Origin of the sequence: Anaerococcus martiniensis, from assembly GCF_043187485.1 — a bacterium.
Lineage (GTDB): Bacteria > Bacillota > Clostridia > Tissierellales > Peptoniphilaceae > Anaerococcus > Anaerococcus martiniensis.
The window spans coordinates 1,257,994-1,274,045 of the sequence record NZ_CP171106.1 but is presented as its reverse complement, the minus strand read 5'-3'; the positions used below and the strand labels follow the sequence as shown (position 1 = coordinate 1,274,045).

Annotated in this window: 16 protein-coding genes; 1 reads left to right on the top strand and 15 read right to left on the bottom strand. The window is 32.9% G+C overall.

Annotated elements, in window-relative coordinates:
- Positions 1–17: 17 nt before the first annotated feature.
- The 8 genes from ACF3NF_RS06220 to ACF3NF_RS06185 all read right to left on the bottom strand — a co-directional run bounded on the left by ACF3NF_RS06220 (position 18) and on the right by ACF3NF_RS06185 (position 8,166).
- Positions 18–1,670: a sensor histidine kinase gene (locus tag ACF3NF_RS06220; protein WP_394022640.1), complete on the bottom strand. Its 1,653-nt coding sequence runs from the start codon at positions 1,668–1,670 to the stop codon at positions 18–20.
- On the bottom strand, positions 1,667–2,326 hold the full coding sequence (locus ACF3NF_RS06215; RefSeq protein WP_394022639.1) for a response regulator transcription factor: 660 nt from the start codon (positions 2,324–2,326) through the stop codon (positions 1,667–1,669). Before ACF3NF_RS06215 ends, ACF3NF_RS06220 begins: the two co-directional genes overlap by 4 nt.
- 2 nt (positions 2,327–2,328) lie before the next feature.
- A complete protein-coding gene (locus ACF3NF_RS06210) occupies positions 2,329–2,946 on the bottom strand; it encodes a phosphate signaling complex PhoU family protein (protein ID WP_262121865.1) in 618 nt (205 codons plus the stop codon).
- A gap of 3 nt (positions 2,947–2,949) precedes the next feature.
- Positions 2,950–3,789 (bottom strand): phosphate ABC transporter ATP-binding protein PstB, encoded by an 840-nt coding sequence (gene pstB / locus ACF3NF_RS06205; RefSeq protein ID WP_394024450.1) that lies wholly within the window; start codon positions 3,787–3,789, stop codon positions 2,950–2,952.
- A 153-nt stretch (positions 3,790–3,942) separates the two neighbouring features.
- On the bottom strand, positions 3,943–4,755 hold the full coding sequence (pstA, locus tag ACF3NF_RS06200) for a phosphate ABC transporter permease PstA (protein ID WP_394022638.1): 813 nt from the start codon (positions 4,753–4,755) through the stop codon (positions 3,943–3,945).
- Between the two features lie 19 nt (positions 4,756–4,774).
- A complete protein-coding gene (gene pstC / locus ACF3NF_RS06195) occupies positions 4,775–5,635 on the bottom strand; it encodes a phosphate ABC transporter permease subunit PstC (RefSeq protein WP_394022637.1) in 861 nt (286 codons plus the stop codon).
- Between the two features lie 4 nt (positions 5,636–5,639).
- Positions 5,640–6,659, bottom strand: a complete 1,020-nt coding sequence (locus tag ACF3NF_RS06190) for a substrate-binding domain-containing protein (protein WP_394022636.1) — start codon at positions 6,657–6,659, stop codon at positions 5,640–5,642.
- 145 nt (positions 6,660–6,804) lie between these two features.
- Positions 6,805–8,166: a uracil-xanthine permease family protein gene (locus ACF3NF_RS06185; RefSeq protein WP_394022635.1), complete on the bottom strand. Its 1,362-nt coding sequence runs from the start codon at positions 8,164–8,166 to the stop codon at positions 6,805–6,807.
- A 226-nt stretch (positions 8,167–8,392) separates the two neighbouring features.
- Here ACF3NF_RS06185 and asnA point away from each other — a divergent pair, with 226 nt between their 5' ends.
- On the top strand, positions 8,393–9,406 hold the full coding sequence (asnA, locus tag ACF3NF_RS06180; RefSeq protein WP_394022634.1) for an aspartate--ammonia ligase: 1,014 nt from the start codon (positions 8,393–8,395) through the stop codon (positions 9,404–9,406).
- 37 nt (positions 9,407–9,443) lie between these two features.
- Here asnA and recQ read toward each other — a convergent pair whose 3' ends face one another.
- Genes recQ through ACF3NF_RS06145 form a run of 7 tightly spaced genes read right to left on the bottom strand, consistent with a single transcriptional unit; the run spans position 9,444 to position 16,045 of the window.
- Complete coding sequence (gene recQ / locus ACF3NF_RS06175) at positions 9,444–11,252, bottom strand: DNA helicase RecQ (RefSeq protein ID WP_394022633.1); 1,809 nt, start codon at positions 11,250–11,252, stop codon at positions 9,444–9,446.
- 37 nt (positions 11,253–11,289) lie between these two features.
- Positions 11,290–12,438 (bottom strand): DUF4097 family beta strand repeat-containing protein, encoded by a 1,149-nt coding sequence (locus tag ACF3NF_RS06170; protein WP_394022632.1) that lies wholly within the window; start codon positions 12,436–12,438, stop codon positions 11,290–11,292.
- Positions 12,428–12,850 carry a hypothetical protein gene (locus tag ACF3NF_RS06165; protein WP_394022631.1) on the bottom strand — a complete coding sequence of 141 codons (423 nt, stop codon included), beginning with the start codon at positions 12,848–12,850 and terminating at the stop codon, positions 12,428–12,430. The genes ACF3NF_RS06170 and ACF3NF_RS06165 overlap by 11 nt, the downstream gene beginning before the upstream one ends.
- Positions 12,843–13,586: a tRNA pseudouridine(38-40) synthase TruA gene (truA, locus tag ACF3NF_RS06160; protein ID WP_394022630.1), complete on the bottom strand. Its 744-nt coding sequence runs from the start codon at positions 13,584–13,586 to the stop codon at positions 12,843–12,845. The genes ACF3NF_RS06165 and truA overlap by 8 nt, the downstream gene beginning before the upstream one ends.
- On the bottom strand, positions 13,580–14,377 hold the full coding sequence (locus tag ACF3NF_RS06155; RefSeq protein WP_394022629.1) for an energy-coupling factor transporter transmembrane component T family protein: 798 nt from the start codon (positions 14,375–14,377) through the stop codon (positions 13,580–13,582). The genes truA and ACF3NF_RS06155 overlap by 7 nt, the downstream gene beginning before the upstream one ends.
- Positions 14,370–15,227, bottom strand: a complete 858-nt coding sequence (locus ACF3NF_RS06150; RefSeq protein WP_394022628.1) for an energy-coupling factor transporter ATPase — start codon at positions 15,225–15,227, stop codon at positions 14,370–14,372. Before ACF3NF_RS06150 ends, ACF3NF_RS06155 begins: the two co-directional genes overlap by 8 nt.
- Positions 15,224–16,045, bottom strand: coding sequence for an energy-coupling factor transporter ATPase (locus ACF3NF_RS06145; RefSeq protein WP_394022627.1), 822 nt, complete (start codon positions 16,043–16,045; stop codon positions 15,224–15,226). Before ACF3NF_RS06145 ends, ACF3NF_RS06150 begins: the two co-directional genes overlap by 4 nt.
- Positions 16,046–16,052 lie beyond the last annotated feature (7 nt).

The following is a 16,052-nucleotide window of genomic DNA, read 5'->3' as shown; positions in this document are numbered from 1 at the left end:
TAAAAAATTATCAGTACCTATAAACTATCTTTTCGATCAAGGCCTAGGGGTATTTCTATTATAAATTTTGTACCTTCATTAAGTTTAGATTCTACTCTTATATTGTAACCTAGGTAACTAACTATGTGTTTTACAATAGATAGGCCGAGACCAGTAGATTTTTGATTTCTTTTTCTAGACTTATCTACCACATAAAATCTCTCAAATATTCTTTTTGTGTCAGCTGGAGCAATTCCTACTCCAGTATCAGCTATTGATAGAAAATAAGAATTTTCTCCCAAATCATATGATACTGTAATAGTCCCGCCAACTTTATTATATTTTATAGCATTTTCATAAATATTTGAAACTAAGTCATAAAATAAGGATTTTGAAGTCTTGATTTTATAAGGCTTAATATTATTGATGACTTTTATCTCTTTATTGTCAGTTAGCCTTAAGTATTTTTCGACAGTAGCATTTACAACTTCACCTATGTCTACTTCTACAAAGTCCTTGTCAAAGTTATTCTCATCTAGTCTTGAAATTTTAAGTATATCATCAATTATTTCCAAGAGCCTATTGCCCTCTTTGTAGATGATTTTAGCAAATTTATTTACATCATCTTCTTTTGCAATGCCTGTCGCTATAAGTTCTGCATAACCGTTTATGGATGTTAGTGGACTTTTAAGTTCGTGGGTGACATTTGCAGAAAACTCACGACGCATTTTTTCTGCCTGCATATCTTCAGAATTATCGATTATAATCATCGCATAGGCCTTTTGGGTGCTAGTTGATAATGGATCGATAAAGATTCTTAGATAATAGCCATTTAATTTTATATCCAAAATCTTGCTACGTTTTAAAATGGAAGCTTCTCTAAGTGCCAAATTGTATTCCCTATCGTCTATTAGATTAGTAATGTGGGATTTTTCATCAGCTCCCAAATAATTTTTAGCAGAATTATTCATCAGCTCCACATTACCATCTCCATCAAAGAGGATAAAACCTTCTTTCATATTGCTGGTAATATTTGTAAACTCAGCGAGCCTTGACTTTAGATTTTCTGATGCAATAGTCAACTCATCAATCCTATCAGCATAAGTTTTTAAGGGTACTTTAAGATCTTCATAGCGACTATCTTTTATAAGTCTATCATAATTTGTGTAGGTCATCTTTTTAATGTAATAATCAACATTTTCTGTTACAAACTTATCAATTAAATAATTTATAAAAAGAGCTAACATAATATGTAAAATTAGTAAAAAAATATTAATATAAAATCCTAAATCATGAATATAAGAAATCAGCAAAATATTTTCACCTTTTGCCTCATAAACACTTTGATTGCTAAAGGCCTTATATAGACTAGTATTATGGGTGTACAATTGACTATTAAAATTAATATTATCGTAATTTTTAATTTTTATCCTATCTGGATTAAACAAGGTTTGTCGATTATTATCCAAGTAAACAAGAGATAAGTCCTTATGGCTACTATTAAATTTTTCTAGGGTATCATAAAAATCAGCATTATCTTCTTCCATTAAAAGAAAGCCCAAAGCATTTTTCGCAAAATCACTTTGAGCTTTTTCCCTTGTTTTATAAGAAATACTGTTGCTGATTAGAAAAGATAGGATTAAAAGTAAAATTGCCAATCTTTTCATGGAGTATCTTGCAAGTTGTTTCATATTTCTCCAAATTTATATCCTAAGTTTCTTACAGTTTTTATATGCTTTCCTTCGTTAAGAAGTTTGTTACGCAGGGATGCTATATGAACATCTACTGTTCTAGTCTCTCCTTCATAATCATAGCCCCATATTTTTAAAAGAAAGTCTTCTCTAGTTATTACATTGCCTATATTATTCATAAATAATAATAGCATTTCAAATTCTTTAAAGGTTAAATCGATTAGATGGCCAGATACTTTAACGGTTCTTTTTCTGGTATTTATAGATATATCCTCATAGTTGATATGGTCACTATCTTTTTTTACAGACCTTCTTAAAACCGCCTTTACCCTTGAAATTAGTTCTAGGATAGAAAATGGTTTTGTAATATAATCATCTGCCCCTGATTCTAGGCCTAAAACTTTGTCGAACTCGTCAGTCCTAGCTGTTAATAGTATGACTGGAATATCAGAAAATTCTCTAATCTCTTCTAAGATTTCTATTCCATCTTTTTCAGGAAGCATTATATCTAGTATTAAAAGTTGGCCGCCCTTATTTTTTATTAGTTCTACTATATCTAAGCCATCTTCAAAAGTGGCTACCTTGTATCCTTTTTCAGTTAAAGCATAGTCTACTAAATTTCTTATAGACTTATCATCTTCAACTACATAAATCATTCCTAAAGCCTCGTAGCTAGATCGCCTACTCTTGCTAGACGATCACCTAGTCTTTCAAAATATTTATAAAGTAGAACTTTTTCAGAAAGCTCGATAGCACCTATGCTATTATTTTTATTTAAGTCTGCAATATAATTTACTGCTTCTTCAAATAATTTATTATTTACTTCGTCATCTTCGATAGTTTTTAGTCCCAAGTCATTATCATTGTGAATGAAGGCAGCTATACTATCTGCTGACATTTGTTTTTGATTAGCAATGAATCTTTTTACAAAATCAACTTCTTCATCATTTAAGGAATATTCAATCATAATCATTGACGCTTGGGCTAAGTGGCTAGCTATTCTCTTATATGTTGAAGCAAGTTTGATGCTCATTTGCAAAAATCTTAAGTCTTTAGCAACTGGTTGTTGTAGGGCTAGTAGCTCAAAGCAAAATCTTTCTACATCTGCAGCATTGCGTCTAATATCATCGTTAAGTTCAATTACTTCTTCAAGATTTTTGTTATTATGATTTTCTAAGTATAAATCGAGCTTATCGTAACATAGGATGACAAGTTCCATAAGCTCATTACTCATATTTCTTACAGAATCAAGATCTTGTCTATACCTAGTTCTCATAGTCTAACCAAACCTTCCTGTAATGTAATCTTCTGTTCTCTTATCTCTTGGATCTTCAAAGATTTTTGTTGTATCATCCATTTCAATAACTTCTCCTGTAAGGAAGTAAGCTGTTTGGTCAGAGATACGAGCAGCTTGCTGCATATTGTGAGTTACGATTACTATTGTGTATTGTTCCTTTAAGTCTTGCATTAAATCTTCGATAGATGATGTAGAAATAGGGTCAAGAGCTGATGTAGGCTCATCCATTAGTACTATTTCTGGTTTGACAGAAAGAGTTCTTGCAATACAAATTCTTTGCTGTTGTCCACCTGAAAATGAAAGTGCGTTTTGGTCAAGTTTATCTTTAACTTCATCCCAAATTGCAGCTTGTTTTAAAGATGTTTCTACTATTTCATCTAGGGCATCTTTATCTTTGATACCATCAAGTTTTGGTCCATAAGTTAAGTTATCGTAAACTGATTTTGAGAATGGGTTAGGTGTTTGAAAAACCATGCCGACATTACGACGTAAATTTACAACGTCAACATCTGGTTTGTAAATATCTCTACCATTTATCTCAATAAGTCCATCGATTTTACATGATTTTACGAGGTCATTCATTCTGTTAAAGCATTTTAGTGTTGTAGATTTACCACAGCCTGATGGTCCGATAAATGCTGTTACTTGACCTTTTTTGATATCCATATTTACTCCTTTAAGAGCTTGGAAATCTCCGTAATATAAATCAAGGTCTTTAACTAAAATTGCTGTTTCTAGATCAGAATATTTATTTTTACGATCAAGAGTATGAACCTCGTGATTACTGTCATCTCTGTGATCATAATCTATGCTATAATCCATCTCATTTGTTTTGCTAGCATCTTTTACTTCAGCTTCTGATGCTTCTGTTTTTATATCTTGGCTAGAAACTTCTTTTGTAGATAGATTTTCATTTGCATTAGTCTTGCTGTTGTCAGAAGACTCAAATGTTTTTTTATCCATTTATTTCTCCTCTTAGTTAACTAAGGTTTTAGTAATTTTTGCTGATATCCAGTTAATTAAGATAACAAATATCAATAGTAATACGGCAGTAGCATAAGCTTCGGCTACGTGGAAACCTTCAGATGACAGCATGTACATGTGTACAGCTAATGTTCTAGCTGAGTTTCCAAGGTTTTTTGGGATAGAAGGCTGAGTACCCATTGTATAAATTAATGCTGCTGATTCTCCAACGATTCTTCCTGTAGCAAGGAAAATACCACCTAGAATACCATCCATAGCCTCTGGGATAACAACTTTAAATATAGTTTGAATTTTTGTTGCACCTAGGGCTAAAGAAGCATGGGCCTGAAGTGGATTTACTGTAAGAATAGCTTCTTCAGTAGTTCTGATAATAGTTGGTAAAATCATAATAGCAACCGTTAAACAACCTGCTATAAGCGAATAGCCCATACCAAGTCCCATGTTTACGTTAGTTACAAAGAATAAGTAACCGAAAAGACCATAAACAATTGAAGGGATTGATGATAGGATTTCTGTAGCAAATCTTACTGCTTTTATAAAGTATTTATTTTCAGCATAATTTGATAAATAAATTGCTGTGAAAATTCCTACTGGTAGTGTGATTAATAATGTTAATATAATTGTAAATAATGTCGATATTAAAGCCGGCATTATTGAAACGTTTGTTGATGTATAATTCCATTCAAAAAGTGAAGGTGATATGTTTGGTATACCCTGAAAAAGGATATATAAAATAATTATTCCACCAAAAGCATATGCCAACACAGTAAATAGCCATACAAAAATTTTATAAGCTGTAGTCATATATACTCCTAGTCAATAATTAATATTTCGATTCACTTTTACTTCTTATAATATTGAAAAGTATGTTAATAATCAAAATAAAGAAAAATAGAACCATACCTGTGGCTATAAGTGACTCTCTATGCATTCCGGATGCATAACCCATCTCAAGAACGATGTTTGTAGTAAGAGTACGAGCACCCTTTAAGATAGATTCTGGCATTCTAGGTTGGTTACCAACTACTAGGTAAACTGCCATTGTCTCACCAATTGCACGACCGATAGCAAGGATAATTGAAGAAAAAATACCACTTTTAGCGTAAGGAATCATAACATGATGAATAGTTTCTTCTTTTGTAGCTCCAAGTGCTAATGATCCAGTATAAAATACTTTTGGTACTTGGCGAAGAGAGTTTTCTGAGATATTTACCATAGTAGGTAATATCATAATACTAAGTAATATAGATGCTGTAAGCATATTATATTGTTGTGTATGGAAAATCTTACCAATCCTTGGCGCAAGTACAACCATGGCAAAGAAACCATATACAACTGAAGGGATAGCTGCCAATAAATTTATTAATGATTTAAGAAAGTTATAACTTTTATCAGCATAGTAAGCCATAAATATTGACACCGCTAGCCCAAAAGGTAGGGCTATAAGTGTAGATACTGCGGTTACAATAAGAGAGCCTACAATCATAGGCAAGATTCCAAAGCTTGCTGGTTTTGCTGTAGGCGCCCATTTTTGACCCGTTAAAAACGGAACAAGTCCGTATTTACTTACGAAACCTATTCCTGATCTAAAGATAAAGAATATAATTAATAGTATAAGTACTACGGACATTGCTGCTGATATAAGGAATAAGATTTCTCCAAATCTTTCCTTAATATTCTTCATTTTTCTAGTTTAATTCTCCAGTGTTTTTGATTTCACCAGCGAAGATTTGTTTTAATTGTTCAACTGTTAAATCTTCAACTTTGCTGTCTTTGTTTACGATAACAGCGATTCCGTCGGTTGCGATTACTTCTGGAGTAAGTTGTTCTTTTTCTTCATCTTTAAGTTCTCTTGAAGCCATAGCGATTTGAGCTGCTCCGTCGATTACTGCTTCGATACCAGCTGATGAACCGTTTGATTGAAGTTCAATTCTTACTTCTGGGTTAAGTTCTTGGTATGCTTCGATGAATTTTTCCATTAGTGGAGTTACAGATGTAGAACCAGCAACTGTGATTGATCCGCTAAGTCCTTCTGCAGCTGTGTATTCTTCAGAATCTTTTAAAGGTACATATCCTTCTTCCACTACTATGTCTTGAGCTTGTTTAGAAAGAGCGAATTTTAAGAAGTCTTTTGAAATTTCATCTAGACCTTCTTCTTTGTATGCAAGGTTGAATGGTCTTGAGATTTTGTAATCTCCTGATACGATGTTTTCTTCTGTTGCTTCTGCACCTTCAACTTTAACTGCTTTAACTGTGTCGTTTAGAGAACCAAGTGAGATGTATCCAATAGCTGATGGATCTTGTGCTACTGATGTCATAACTCCGTTTGTTGAGTTTTGAACTACAGCGTCAACTGTTGTTTTGTCTTCTTTTTCACCAGCGTCATTTTTTTCTTCAAGTCCAACGATTTCGATGAAAGCCCCTCTAGTACCAGAACCGTCTTCTCTTGATACTACAGTGAAGTCATAGTCTTCAGCGTTAGCTGTATCAGCTTCTTCTGTTTTTTCTTCTTCTTTTGCTTCTTCTTCAGCTTCTTCTTCTGGTTTTTCTTCTTCTTTTGCTTCTTCTTCAGTAGTTTCAGCTGTTTCAGTTTGAGCTGTTTCAGCTGGTTTTTCTTCTGTAGTTGTCGCGTTATCGTTACCACATGCTGTTAATACTAATCCTAATGATAGTGCTGCTGCGATAATTTTTGAATTTTTAAGTGTCATGAAAAATCTCCTTATAGTTTTCATATATTTGTTTTCTTGTTCATTCTACATAAACATTATTTAGATTATTTTAAATAATTGTAAAGTTTATGTAAAATTTGCTTCTCCTACATTATCATTATACCCACTTAAATATATTTAAACATCAAGATTTAGCTTTATCTTCCTCTTTTTCTGGAATGAGTAAATTCATTAAAAATGCAAATATGGTTGTTAGTACCACTGGAGATGATCCTATGGCTACTTCTAAGCTTTGTGGCATGAAAGTAACTCCTGCATTATTTGCTGCAGTTACCACTTGCGTAAATCCAAAACCAATTGCTACCGAAACACCGACTATATAAGTATTTCTCATTGACAATGGCTGACTGGTTATCATTCTAACACCATTCATAGTTATAGCTGCAAAAACTGAAATTGTAGCTCCACCTATGACTGGAAACGGAATTGTAAGCAGTAGGGAAGAAAACTTTGGAACCAGCCCTGCAATTAGAATCATCATAGCTGATGTAATAAATACTTTTTTATTAATTACTTTATTAATAGAAACAATGCCCGCATTTTGTGAAAAAGTTGATGTAGGCAAAGTTCCTAAAAATGAACCGATTATGTTGGCAAATGAGAATCCCATGATGCCCCCACGTAGCTCATCTTCTGTTGCTGGTCTATCTAGACCTCCAATTGTAGCAGAATTCATATCACCTATTCCCTCAATACAAGTAACTATGAAAATTATTATAAATGCTGCAATTGCTGAAGGTTCAAAGCTAATTCCAAAATACATAGGTCTTATTACAGAAAACCAAGTAGCTTCACTTACTGGGTTTAAATCAACATATCCCATAAAATAAGCTAAAATATAACCTACAATCATAGAAAGCAAAACTGAAGCTAGAGAAAACATCCCCTTGCCAAAGTGAGTGAAAATTATATTTGCAAGGAGAGTTACCCCTGCAATAAACCAATATTGCCAAGCTCCCCATCCTGGCATGGAGAGGTCTCCACCCCCACCCATATAATTAAGAGCAACAGGATAAAGTGAAAGTCCTATTGATAAAACAACAGTACCTGCTACAAGAGGCGGAAAATAAGGCAATACGAATTTTAGAGCATAACCAAATATAAATGAAACAATAGCTGCTATTAATTGGGCACCTAAGACTATGGCTACAATATTTTTGGCCCCCAAACTTTGAAATTGATTTGAAAGTGCAATCATGGTTGGCACATAGGAAAAACTAACCCCATATATCATAGGAAGCTTATTACCTATCAGATGCACAGGTGCTAATATAATTAAAAGGGTAGTAAGTGCAGAACCAATAAGTGACATTTGAACCAAAAGAATAGAATCAGCATAATCAAGTCCAGCCGCTCCAGCAAAAATTAAAGTTGGAGCGATACATCCTGCAATCATTGCAATAAGATGTTCAAATGCTAAAGGCAATGATTGTTTTAGACTCACTGGTCCATCAACAGTAAATAAATTAGAATAATTTTTATCCATCTTCTCTCCTTAACATAAAAATAAGAAACAACCGACCAAATTAACCTCCTCATATAGGACGATTAATAAATGATGTTTTTATTTTATAACAATTTTGCAATAATTATTTTAAGTTAATTGGCAAAATTAAAAATTTTCTTAAAATAAATTAGCCAAAAACGTTATCCTTGACAACAAATCTTAAAAAATTATAATTATTAAGTAATTATAGAAAAAGAGGTATTACATGAGCAAAATTATCGTGCCTGAAGGGTACACATCAGATCCAGATTTATACACTACACAACTATTAATAAAAGAAATAAAAGATTATTTTCAAATAAATTTAGCAAATAATTTAAATTTAAAAAGGGTCTCAGCCCCACTTTTTGTTTCCACAGATTCAGGTTTAAATGATAACTTAAATGGTTTTGAAGGACCAGTTGTTTTTGACGTACCAGAAGCAAATAATGAGGAATTAGAAATAGTACACTCCCTTGCAAAATGGAAACGATACGCCCTAAAAAAATACAATTTTAAATCCCACGAGGGCTTATATACAGATATGAACGCTATCCGCCGCTGCGAAGTTCCAGATAATACTCATTCATTTTATGTTGACCAATGGGACTGGGAATTAATAATGGACGAAGAAGAGCGAAGTGTCGAATATTTAAAAAGAGTAGTAAATGTAATCTACCGCACCCTAAAGTCTCTTGATGAATATCTTTGTAGCTTAATTCCACAAAGACACAAGCTATTAAAAGATCAAATCACATTTATAACCAGCCAAGAACTCTTAGATAAGTATCCAGATGTAGAAGATAGCACAGAACGTGAAAGACTTGCAGTAAAAGAATGTGGGGCAATATTTTTAATGCAAATTGGTACAACACTTTCAAATGGTCAAAAACACGATAACAGAGCCCCTGACTATGATGATTGGCTACTAAATGGTGACATCATCGTTTACAATCCAGTTTTAGATGACCAATTGGAATTATCTTCTATGGGTATTCGTGTAAACCCTGATAGATTAAACGAACAACTAAAGCAATCAGATAATCTTGACCGCTTAAAATTTGAATATCACAAATTATTAATTGATGGCAAGCTACCACAAACTGTTGGTGGAGGTATAGGCCAATCTAGAATTTGTATGTTCTTCTTGCAAAAAGCCCATATTGGCGAAGTTCAAGTTTCTTACTGGCCAGATGATTATAGGATGGCCCTAGAAAATAAAGGAATAAACTTATTATAGAAATAAAAAAATCTCACTTAATTGTGAGATTTTTTATTTACTTACTTGCTGCCAAAAATTCTGATATTTCAGCTATAAATATGTCCCCATATTGGACTAATTTTTTGTCCCCCACACCCTTTACTTCTAAAAATTTCTCCTCACTTTGAGGTTTTAGGGTTGCCATGTCTTTTAAGGATGCATCTGAAAAAATGATAAAGGGAGGAATATTCCTATCCTTTGATAAGTCTAATCTTACTTTTTTCAGGTGATTAAATAATTTATCATCATAGTCAAATGGGTCAATAGACCTAGATATTTTTTCTTTTTTCTTGACAGGATCTTTTTTATTTTCAATGACAAATACTTTTTCATTGTGAAAAAGGACTTGCTTTGATTTTTCTGTTAATTTTAAAATAGGATACTGTCCACCACTTACTCTAATATAACCATCCGCAATTAATGTTCCTATCAAATCCTTTATATATTTTTCATCATTGGCCTTCATAATACCGAAGGTAGAAAGTTCAGACAAATTTTTATCGCGGGCATTTTTATTTTGTGAACCCTTTAGGCAATCCACAACTGTTTTTGACCCATATCTTTGGTCCAGCCTATAAATACAAGATAGAATTTTTTGACTATCTACTGTTGCATCAGTTTTTTTAGAATCACTTAGACAATTTGAGCAATTATCACAAGAGTCCATGGATTCACTTCCAAAATAATCCAGTATAAAGGCCCTCAAGCAATTACTGGTATTTACATAATTTATTATGGTTTGAAGTTTTTCTAGCTGGTATTTCTTAAAAGTAAAATTGTGGCTTTGATTTATTAAAAACTTATTGATAATTATGTCTTGGGCATTATAAAGCAAAATGCAATCGACATCTTCACCATCACGGCCAGCACGTCCGGCTTCTTGGTAGTAGGATTCCATATCCTTTGGCATATTATAGTGAATTACAAAACGGACATTACTTTTATCAATGCCCATACCAAAGGCATTGGTTGCAACAATTATTTTTTTCCTATCATATATAAAGTCATCTTGGTTTTTTATTCTAGTATTTTCAGCAAGTCCTGCATGGTATTTCGCAACATCTAGCCCCATTTTTTTAAGTGACTTATGGACTTCATCTACTTTTTTACGTGTTGATGCGTAGATGATTCCTGATTCATTATCATGGTCTTTTAGAAATCCTTTTAAAAATTTTAGTTTATCATTTGGTTTTTCTACAATATAAGTTAGGTTTTCCCTATCAAAACCAGTTACTTTTACAAAGGGATTTTTTAACTGAAGATTCTTTATTATATCATCTCGTACTTCCTTGGTTGCTGTTGCTGTAAAGGCTGCAACTGGTATATCTCCTAGGGCATCATAAATATTTGGTATTAACTTATAGGCTGGCCTAAAATCGTGCCCCCATTGGCTTATGCAGTGTGCCTCATCTATGGCTAGAAAATTAATATTTAGCCCCTTGATAAAATCCATAAAAAAATCATTTTCAAGTCTTTCTGGGGAAATATATAAAAGTTTTACCCTACCTCGGCTAATTTCACTAAGGCTATCTTTGTATTCTTGGCTAGTCATGGAAGAATTTATAAAACTTGCACTAATACCATTTTCCTTTAGGGCATCGACTTGGTCTTTCATTAGTGATATTAATGGGGAAATTACAAGGGTAATTCCTTCCATTATAAGTGCTGGCAATTGATAGCAAATTGATTTTCCACCACCAGTTGGCAAGACTCCTAAGACGTCCTTGCCATCCAAAATATTCTTTATTATTTCCTCTTGGCCTGGCCTAAAGGTCTCATAGCCAAAATATTTTTTTAAATTTTCAATTAGTAAATTTTCTGTCATTTTAAATCCTAAAAAAAATAATTAAGCTCAAATGAACTTAATTATTATTTCCTTGGTTTGGATCAGCCGTTTCTCCTTCTAGATTTTCCTCAGGAACTTCAGCATCAGTTTCCTCAGTAGGCTCATCCTCATATTCATCTTCTTCTGTATTTGTTTGGTCTTCTTCATCATCAGTTGGTGTTTGATTGGTGATATATTCTTCTTCTTCAAGAATTGCCCCTTCTCCCTTATTGAAAGTTATATCTCCAACTTTTGTTTTTAGGCTAATGTCTTTTTGGGCCTTATTATTTTTGCTAAAACCATCTTTTATATTTCTATAAGATATATTGCCTATAACAAAATTTCCAACTTCAAGATTTGCTTTGACATTGTAATTATCAATGCTGTCTTGGGATCCTATAATTATATCGCCAGTTTGGGTTGTAAAGTCTGATCTGTTGCCTAGCTTACTTTCATTAATGATAATATCACCAGCATTTGTTGTAAGTTTTGTATTTAATAGTTCAGATTTATCTAGTTTGATGTCACCAGCTTCATTTGTCACACTTCCACCGAAAAATGAATTTTCAAAGCTAATATGACCTGATCTAACATTTAAATCTAGATTTCTAACCTCAAGGTCAGTTATTTTTACATCTCCAGCACCGATATTTGCCTTGATTTCTTCAAGATTTTTATCCATTGGTAAGAAAATTCTAAGGATTTGTACCTTATTTTTCATATTTAATTCCTTACCCTTGATGTTTGATTTTAGATTTAAAACACCATTTTCGTAGGAAACGTCGATAGTGTATTCATCCTCATCTCCCCTATAAAGGCGGGTGTATTCGATATAAGGATTGGTATTTGAACGTTGAATACGAACATCAGCAGTTTTTAAATCAATATTGATTTTGTTAATTTGATTTAAATCTACTCTCATGATTGTAGAGCCATTGTAAGAATTTTGGTCAATAGATTCTGCTGTTTGTATTTCCTTGTTAGCTGTATTTTGTTTTTTATTTATATAGTAAAGAGCTCCTGCTAGCAAGATTACTAAAAGAAAAGCTATTAATAATTTTTTTGGATTTAGTCTCTTATATCTTTTTTTTCTCTTTCCCGGTCTTTTATTTTCTTCATCTAAAATTTCTTCAAGCTCAGGATCATAAAGCTCTTCATCTTTTATTTTTTGATTATTATCTTCCATAGTTTTCCCCACTAGGTCTATTTGAGTTGAATTGTAGCATTTGTAAAAATAAAGTCAGGATAAAAACCCAAATAATAGAAGCAATATTATATATTTCTCCATCATAGAATGGTTTTAATAATACTTCAAAAACTCTATTTTCCTCTATGCCGCCTATAAAATATTGTACCATAAAAAATAAAGTAATTATATTATAGAAAGCTATAATTAAATTAAGAAAGTGTTTGGTAAAGGTCAAACCATTTTCCTTTATATAAACCACTGCTGCAAAAAGCAAAACACTTGCTACAATCATAAAGTATATTAATTTTTCATAGCCTATATTAAAAAAACCAAATACTACCATAAAAATTAAGACAAAGGCCTTAAATTCTTTGATAAAATCAGATTTTTTTATCTTTGTTTCACTCATAATCTATACTCCATAAATATAGCCCACTTGCAGAAAGGGCAGGATTTGCCTTTTTTGTATTTGCTGTATCAAAAAAACTTTCAAATTCTTCAAGGGATATTTTGCCACGGGCTAGCTCAATCAGAGCCCCGGACATTATCCTTACTTGATTGTACAAAAAACTATTGGCCTTAAAATAAATTTCTACTTTATTTTCATTTTCTACAAAGTAAGCATCATCTATAGTGCGGACTGTATTGATTTCTAAGTCCTTATCCACTCGCATAAAGGCCTTAAAATCATGTTCGCCTTTTAATATATCAAGTCCCTTTTGAAGTTTTTCTAAGTCCAAGGGATATGTAACTTGCTCCATATAATTTCTATAAATAGGATGCATCATTTTATCCCTACAAATAAGGTACTGGTAGGTTTTTGTTTTTGCAGAAAATCTGGCATGAAAACCTAGGTCTACTTCTTTTGATTCTATAGAAATTATATCATCTGGCAAGTGAGGTTCAATATGAAATTTAAAGGCCTTGGGATTTATATTTGTTGCTGTAAGAAAATTTACATATTGGGCATAGGCATGGACTCCTGCATCAGTCCTGCCTGCTGCAATTATGCGATTATTTTCATTTGTCACCTTATGAATGGCTTTTTTTATTTCAGTTTCTATATTTCTAAGGTTTTCTTGGAATTGAAAACCATGAAAATTTGTCCCATCATAGCCTATTTTTAAAAGTATATTTTTTACCATAAATATTTCTTAAGTATTATCAGTGCACAAAATCCTAAAAATGAGAATAAGGTTATATAGTCTGTCTTATCCATAAAAATCTCATTTAATTTTGTGCGTTCTTCCCCTATACTATACATCCTAGCTTCCATGGCAGTTGCTAATTCATCTGATCTTTTAAAGGCATTTATAAAAAGTGGCACTAGAAGAGGAATCATAGCTGTAGCACGGTTTATGATATTTCCCGATTCAAAATCTGCACCTCTAGCCATTTGAGCCATCCTAATTTTATTTGCTTCATCAAATAAGGTTGGGATAAATCTTAGAGATATACTTATCATCATGGCAAGTTCTCCTGCCGGAAACCCAAATCTTTTTAGGGGTGAAAATAGTTTTTCTAAACCATCTGTAAGTTCCATGGGACTTGTTGTGTAAGTTAAAATAGATGTTGTAAGAATAATTAATATTAGTCTGATAACTGTAAAAAGAGTTCTATAGACCCCTTCATCGGTAATAGTTAGTGGACCAATATTAAAAATCACATTACCCGGAGCTGTAAATAAATTTATAAGTGCAGTTACTATAATAATAAATAGTAGGGGTTTTAGGGATTTAAAAACAGATTTTATAGGGATTTTGGCAATAAAAATCATGGCCACAAGTAATAAGGCAAAGGGAATGAAGCTTACAAAATCTTCTACAAAAAATACTGTAATTATATATGCAAATACTCCAATAAGCTTTACCCTAGGATCTAGCCTATGGATAAAGGTATCAAAGGGTAAATATTGACCAATTGTTACTCTATTCATGGGCTGCTCCTAAATATCTGCTAAGTTCCTTTACTGCATCTTCTATTGTGTAGATGTCATCACGTACATCATGGCCCTTTTCTTTATAAGCTTTCATAAATTTTGAAATTTGAGGAACATCTAGGCCAATTTTTTCTAAATCCACCTTGGTAAATGTATCATAAGTTGAAGCATCGCTATAAATTTGTCCCTTGTTCATGACAATAACCCTCTCTACATACTCTGCCACATCTTCCATGGAATGGCTTACTAAGACGATTGTCAGTTCTGGGTCATTATTATAAATATTAATAATTTCTTCAAAAATTTCTTCACGACCTACTGGATCAAGTCCTGCTGTCAGCTCATCTAAAACTAAAACCTTAGGATTCATTGAAATAATACCTGCAACTGCAACTCTTCTTTGCTGGCCTCCAGAGATTTCAAAAGGTGATACGTCCTTATATTTTTCATAATCAAGGCCAACTTTTGCCATTGCCTCTTTCACCCTTATATCAACCTCTTCTTCAGTTAATTTCATATTTGTAGGACCAAATGCAATGTCTTTTGCAATAGATTCTTCAAAAAGTTGGTGTTCTGGATATTGAAATACTAGACCCACCTTAAATCTAATGTCCCTACGTTTTTCCTTATCTTTTGTACTAATACCATCAACAATAACATCTCCATTTGTTGGAATTAGAAGGCCATTTAATAATTGGACCAGGGTTGATTTTCCCGATCCTGTTTGCCCTATTAGGCCTATTATCTCATGGTTTCCTATATGAAGATTGATATCTTTTAGAGCATATACTTCAGACGGTAGCCCTTGATTGTAAATAAAATCAACATTTTTTATATCTAAGTTCATATGCTCTCCAAAAATTCATCAATACTCAATGGTAGTCTATCAAACTTTACACCTTTTTGTTTAAGTTCGTAGGCTACCTCTGTTACTTGGGGTACAGAAAGACCTAGGTCTTTCATTTGATCTACCTTAGAAAAGACCTCAAGAGCTGAGCCCTCAAGGGCTTTTTGACCCTTGTCCAAAACCACTATTTTATCTGCAATTATAGCCTCTTCCATATAATGGGTTATATAAATAATTGTCTTGCCATAATTTTTATTTAGGTCTTCAACAAGTTTTATAACATCTTTTCTACCCTGAGGATCAAGCATAGCTGTTGGCTCATCAAAGATGATATAATCACTCATCATTGCAATTACTCCAGCTATAGAAACTCTTTGTTTTTGCCCACCTGAAAGAGAAGCTGGGTTCCTAGTCTTAAAATCACTCATACCAACTAATTCTATGGCATTATCGACTCTTTCACGCAGCTCTGGGTTTGGGATTCGTAAATTTTCTACACCAAAGGCCACTTCTTCTTCAACAGTAGTTGCAACCATTTGGTTATCTGGGTTTTGGAATACCATGGAGCATTTGCCCCTTACATCCCATATTAAATTTTCATCATTTGTGTTTAAGTCATCTATCCAAATATTACCTTCTGTCGGGAAAATTTGCGCATTCATAAGTTTTCCCAGAGTGGATTTACCAGAGCCATTGTGTCCTAGTACGGCAACAAAATCTCCTTTATTTATGTCAAGATCAAGTCCTCTTAGGGCAAAATGGCTTTGTTCATCCTCGCTTGTTGAATAAGCATAACTTAGATTTTCAATTTTTATCATATTCTCT

Bases quoted from the DNA above. Each gene is read 5' to 3' on its own strand.
- ACF3NF_RS06155 (WP_394022629.1), bottom strand. From the start codon at position 14,377: ATGAATAGAGTAACAATTGGTCAATATTTACCCTTTGATACCTTTATC.
- ACF3NF_RS06220 (WP_394022640.1), bottom strand. From the start codon at position 1,670: ATGAAACAACTTGCAAGATACTCCATGAAAAGATTGGCAATTTTACTT.
- ACF3NF_RS06215 (WP_394022639.1), bottom strand. From the start codon at position 2,326: ATGATTTATGTAGTTGAAGATGATAAGTCTATAAGAAATTTAGTAGAC.
- ACF3NF_RS06145 (WP_394022627.1), bottom strand. From the start codon at position 16,045: ATGATAAAAATTGAAAATCTAAGTTATGCTTATTCAACAAGCGAGGAT.
- ACF3NF_RS06210 (WP_262121865.1), bottom strand. From the start codon at position 2,946: ATGAGAACTAGGTATAGACAAGATCTTGATTCTGTAAGAAATATGAGT.
- ACF3NF_RS06165 (WP_394022631.1), bottom strand. From the start codon at position 12,850: ATGAGTGAAACAAAGATAAAAAAATCTGATTTTATCAAAGAATTTAAG.
- pstC (WP_394022637.1), bottom strand. From the start codon at position 5,635: ATGAAGAATATTAAGGAAAGATTTGGAGAAATCTTATTCCTTATATCA.
- ACF3NF_RS06185 (WP_394022635.1), bottom strand. From the start codon at position 8,166: ATGGATAAAAATTATTCTAATTTATTTACTGTTGATGGACCAGTGAGT.
- asnA (WP_394022634.1), top strand. From the start codon at position 8,393: ATGAGCAAAATTATCGTGCCTGAAGGGTACACATCAGATCCAGATTTA.
- ACF3NF_RS06170 (WP_394022632.1), bottom strand. From the start codon at position 12,438: ATGGAAGATAATAATCAAAAAATAAAAGATGAAGAGCTTTATGATCCT.
- truA (WP_394022630.1), bottom strand. From the start codon at position 13,586: ATGGTAAAAAATATACTTTTAAAAATAGGCTATGATGGGACAAATTTT.
- ACF3NF_RS06190 (WP_394022636.1), bottom strand. From the start codon at position 6,659: ATGACACTTAAAAATTCAAAAATTATCGCAGCAGCACTATCATTAGGA.
- pstB (WP_394024450.1), bottom strand. From the start codon at position 3,789: ATGGATTATAGCATAGATTATGATCACAGAGATGACAGTAATCACGAG.
- pstA (WP_394022638.1), bottom strand. From the start codon at position 4,755: ATGACTACAGCTTATAAAATTTTTGTATGGCTATTTACTGTGTTGGCA.
- ACF3NF_RS06150 (WP_394022628.1), bottom strand. From the start codon at position 15,227: ATGAACTTAGATATAAAAAATGTTGATTTTATTTACAATCAAGGGCTA.
- recQ (WP_394022633.1), bottom strand. From the start codon at position 11,252: ATGACAGAAAATTTACTAATTGAAAATTTAAAAAAATATTTTGGCTAT.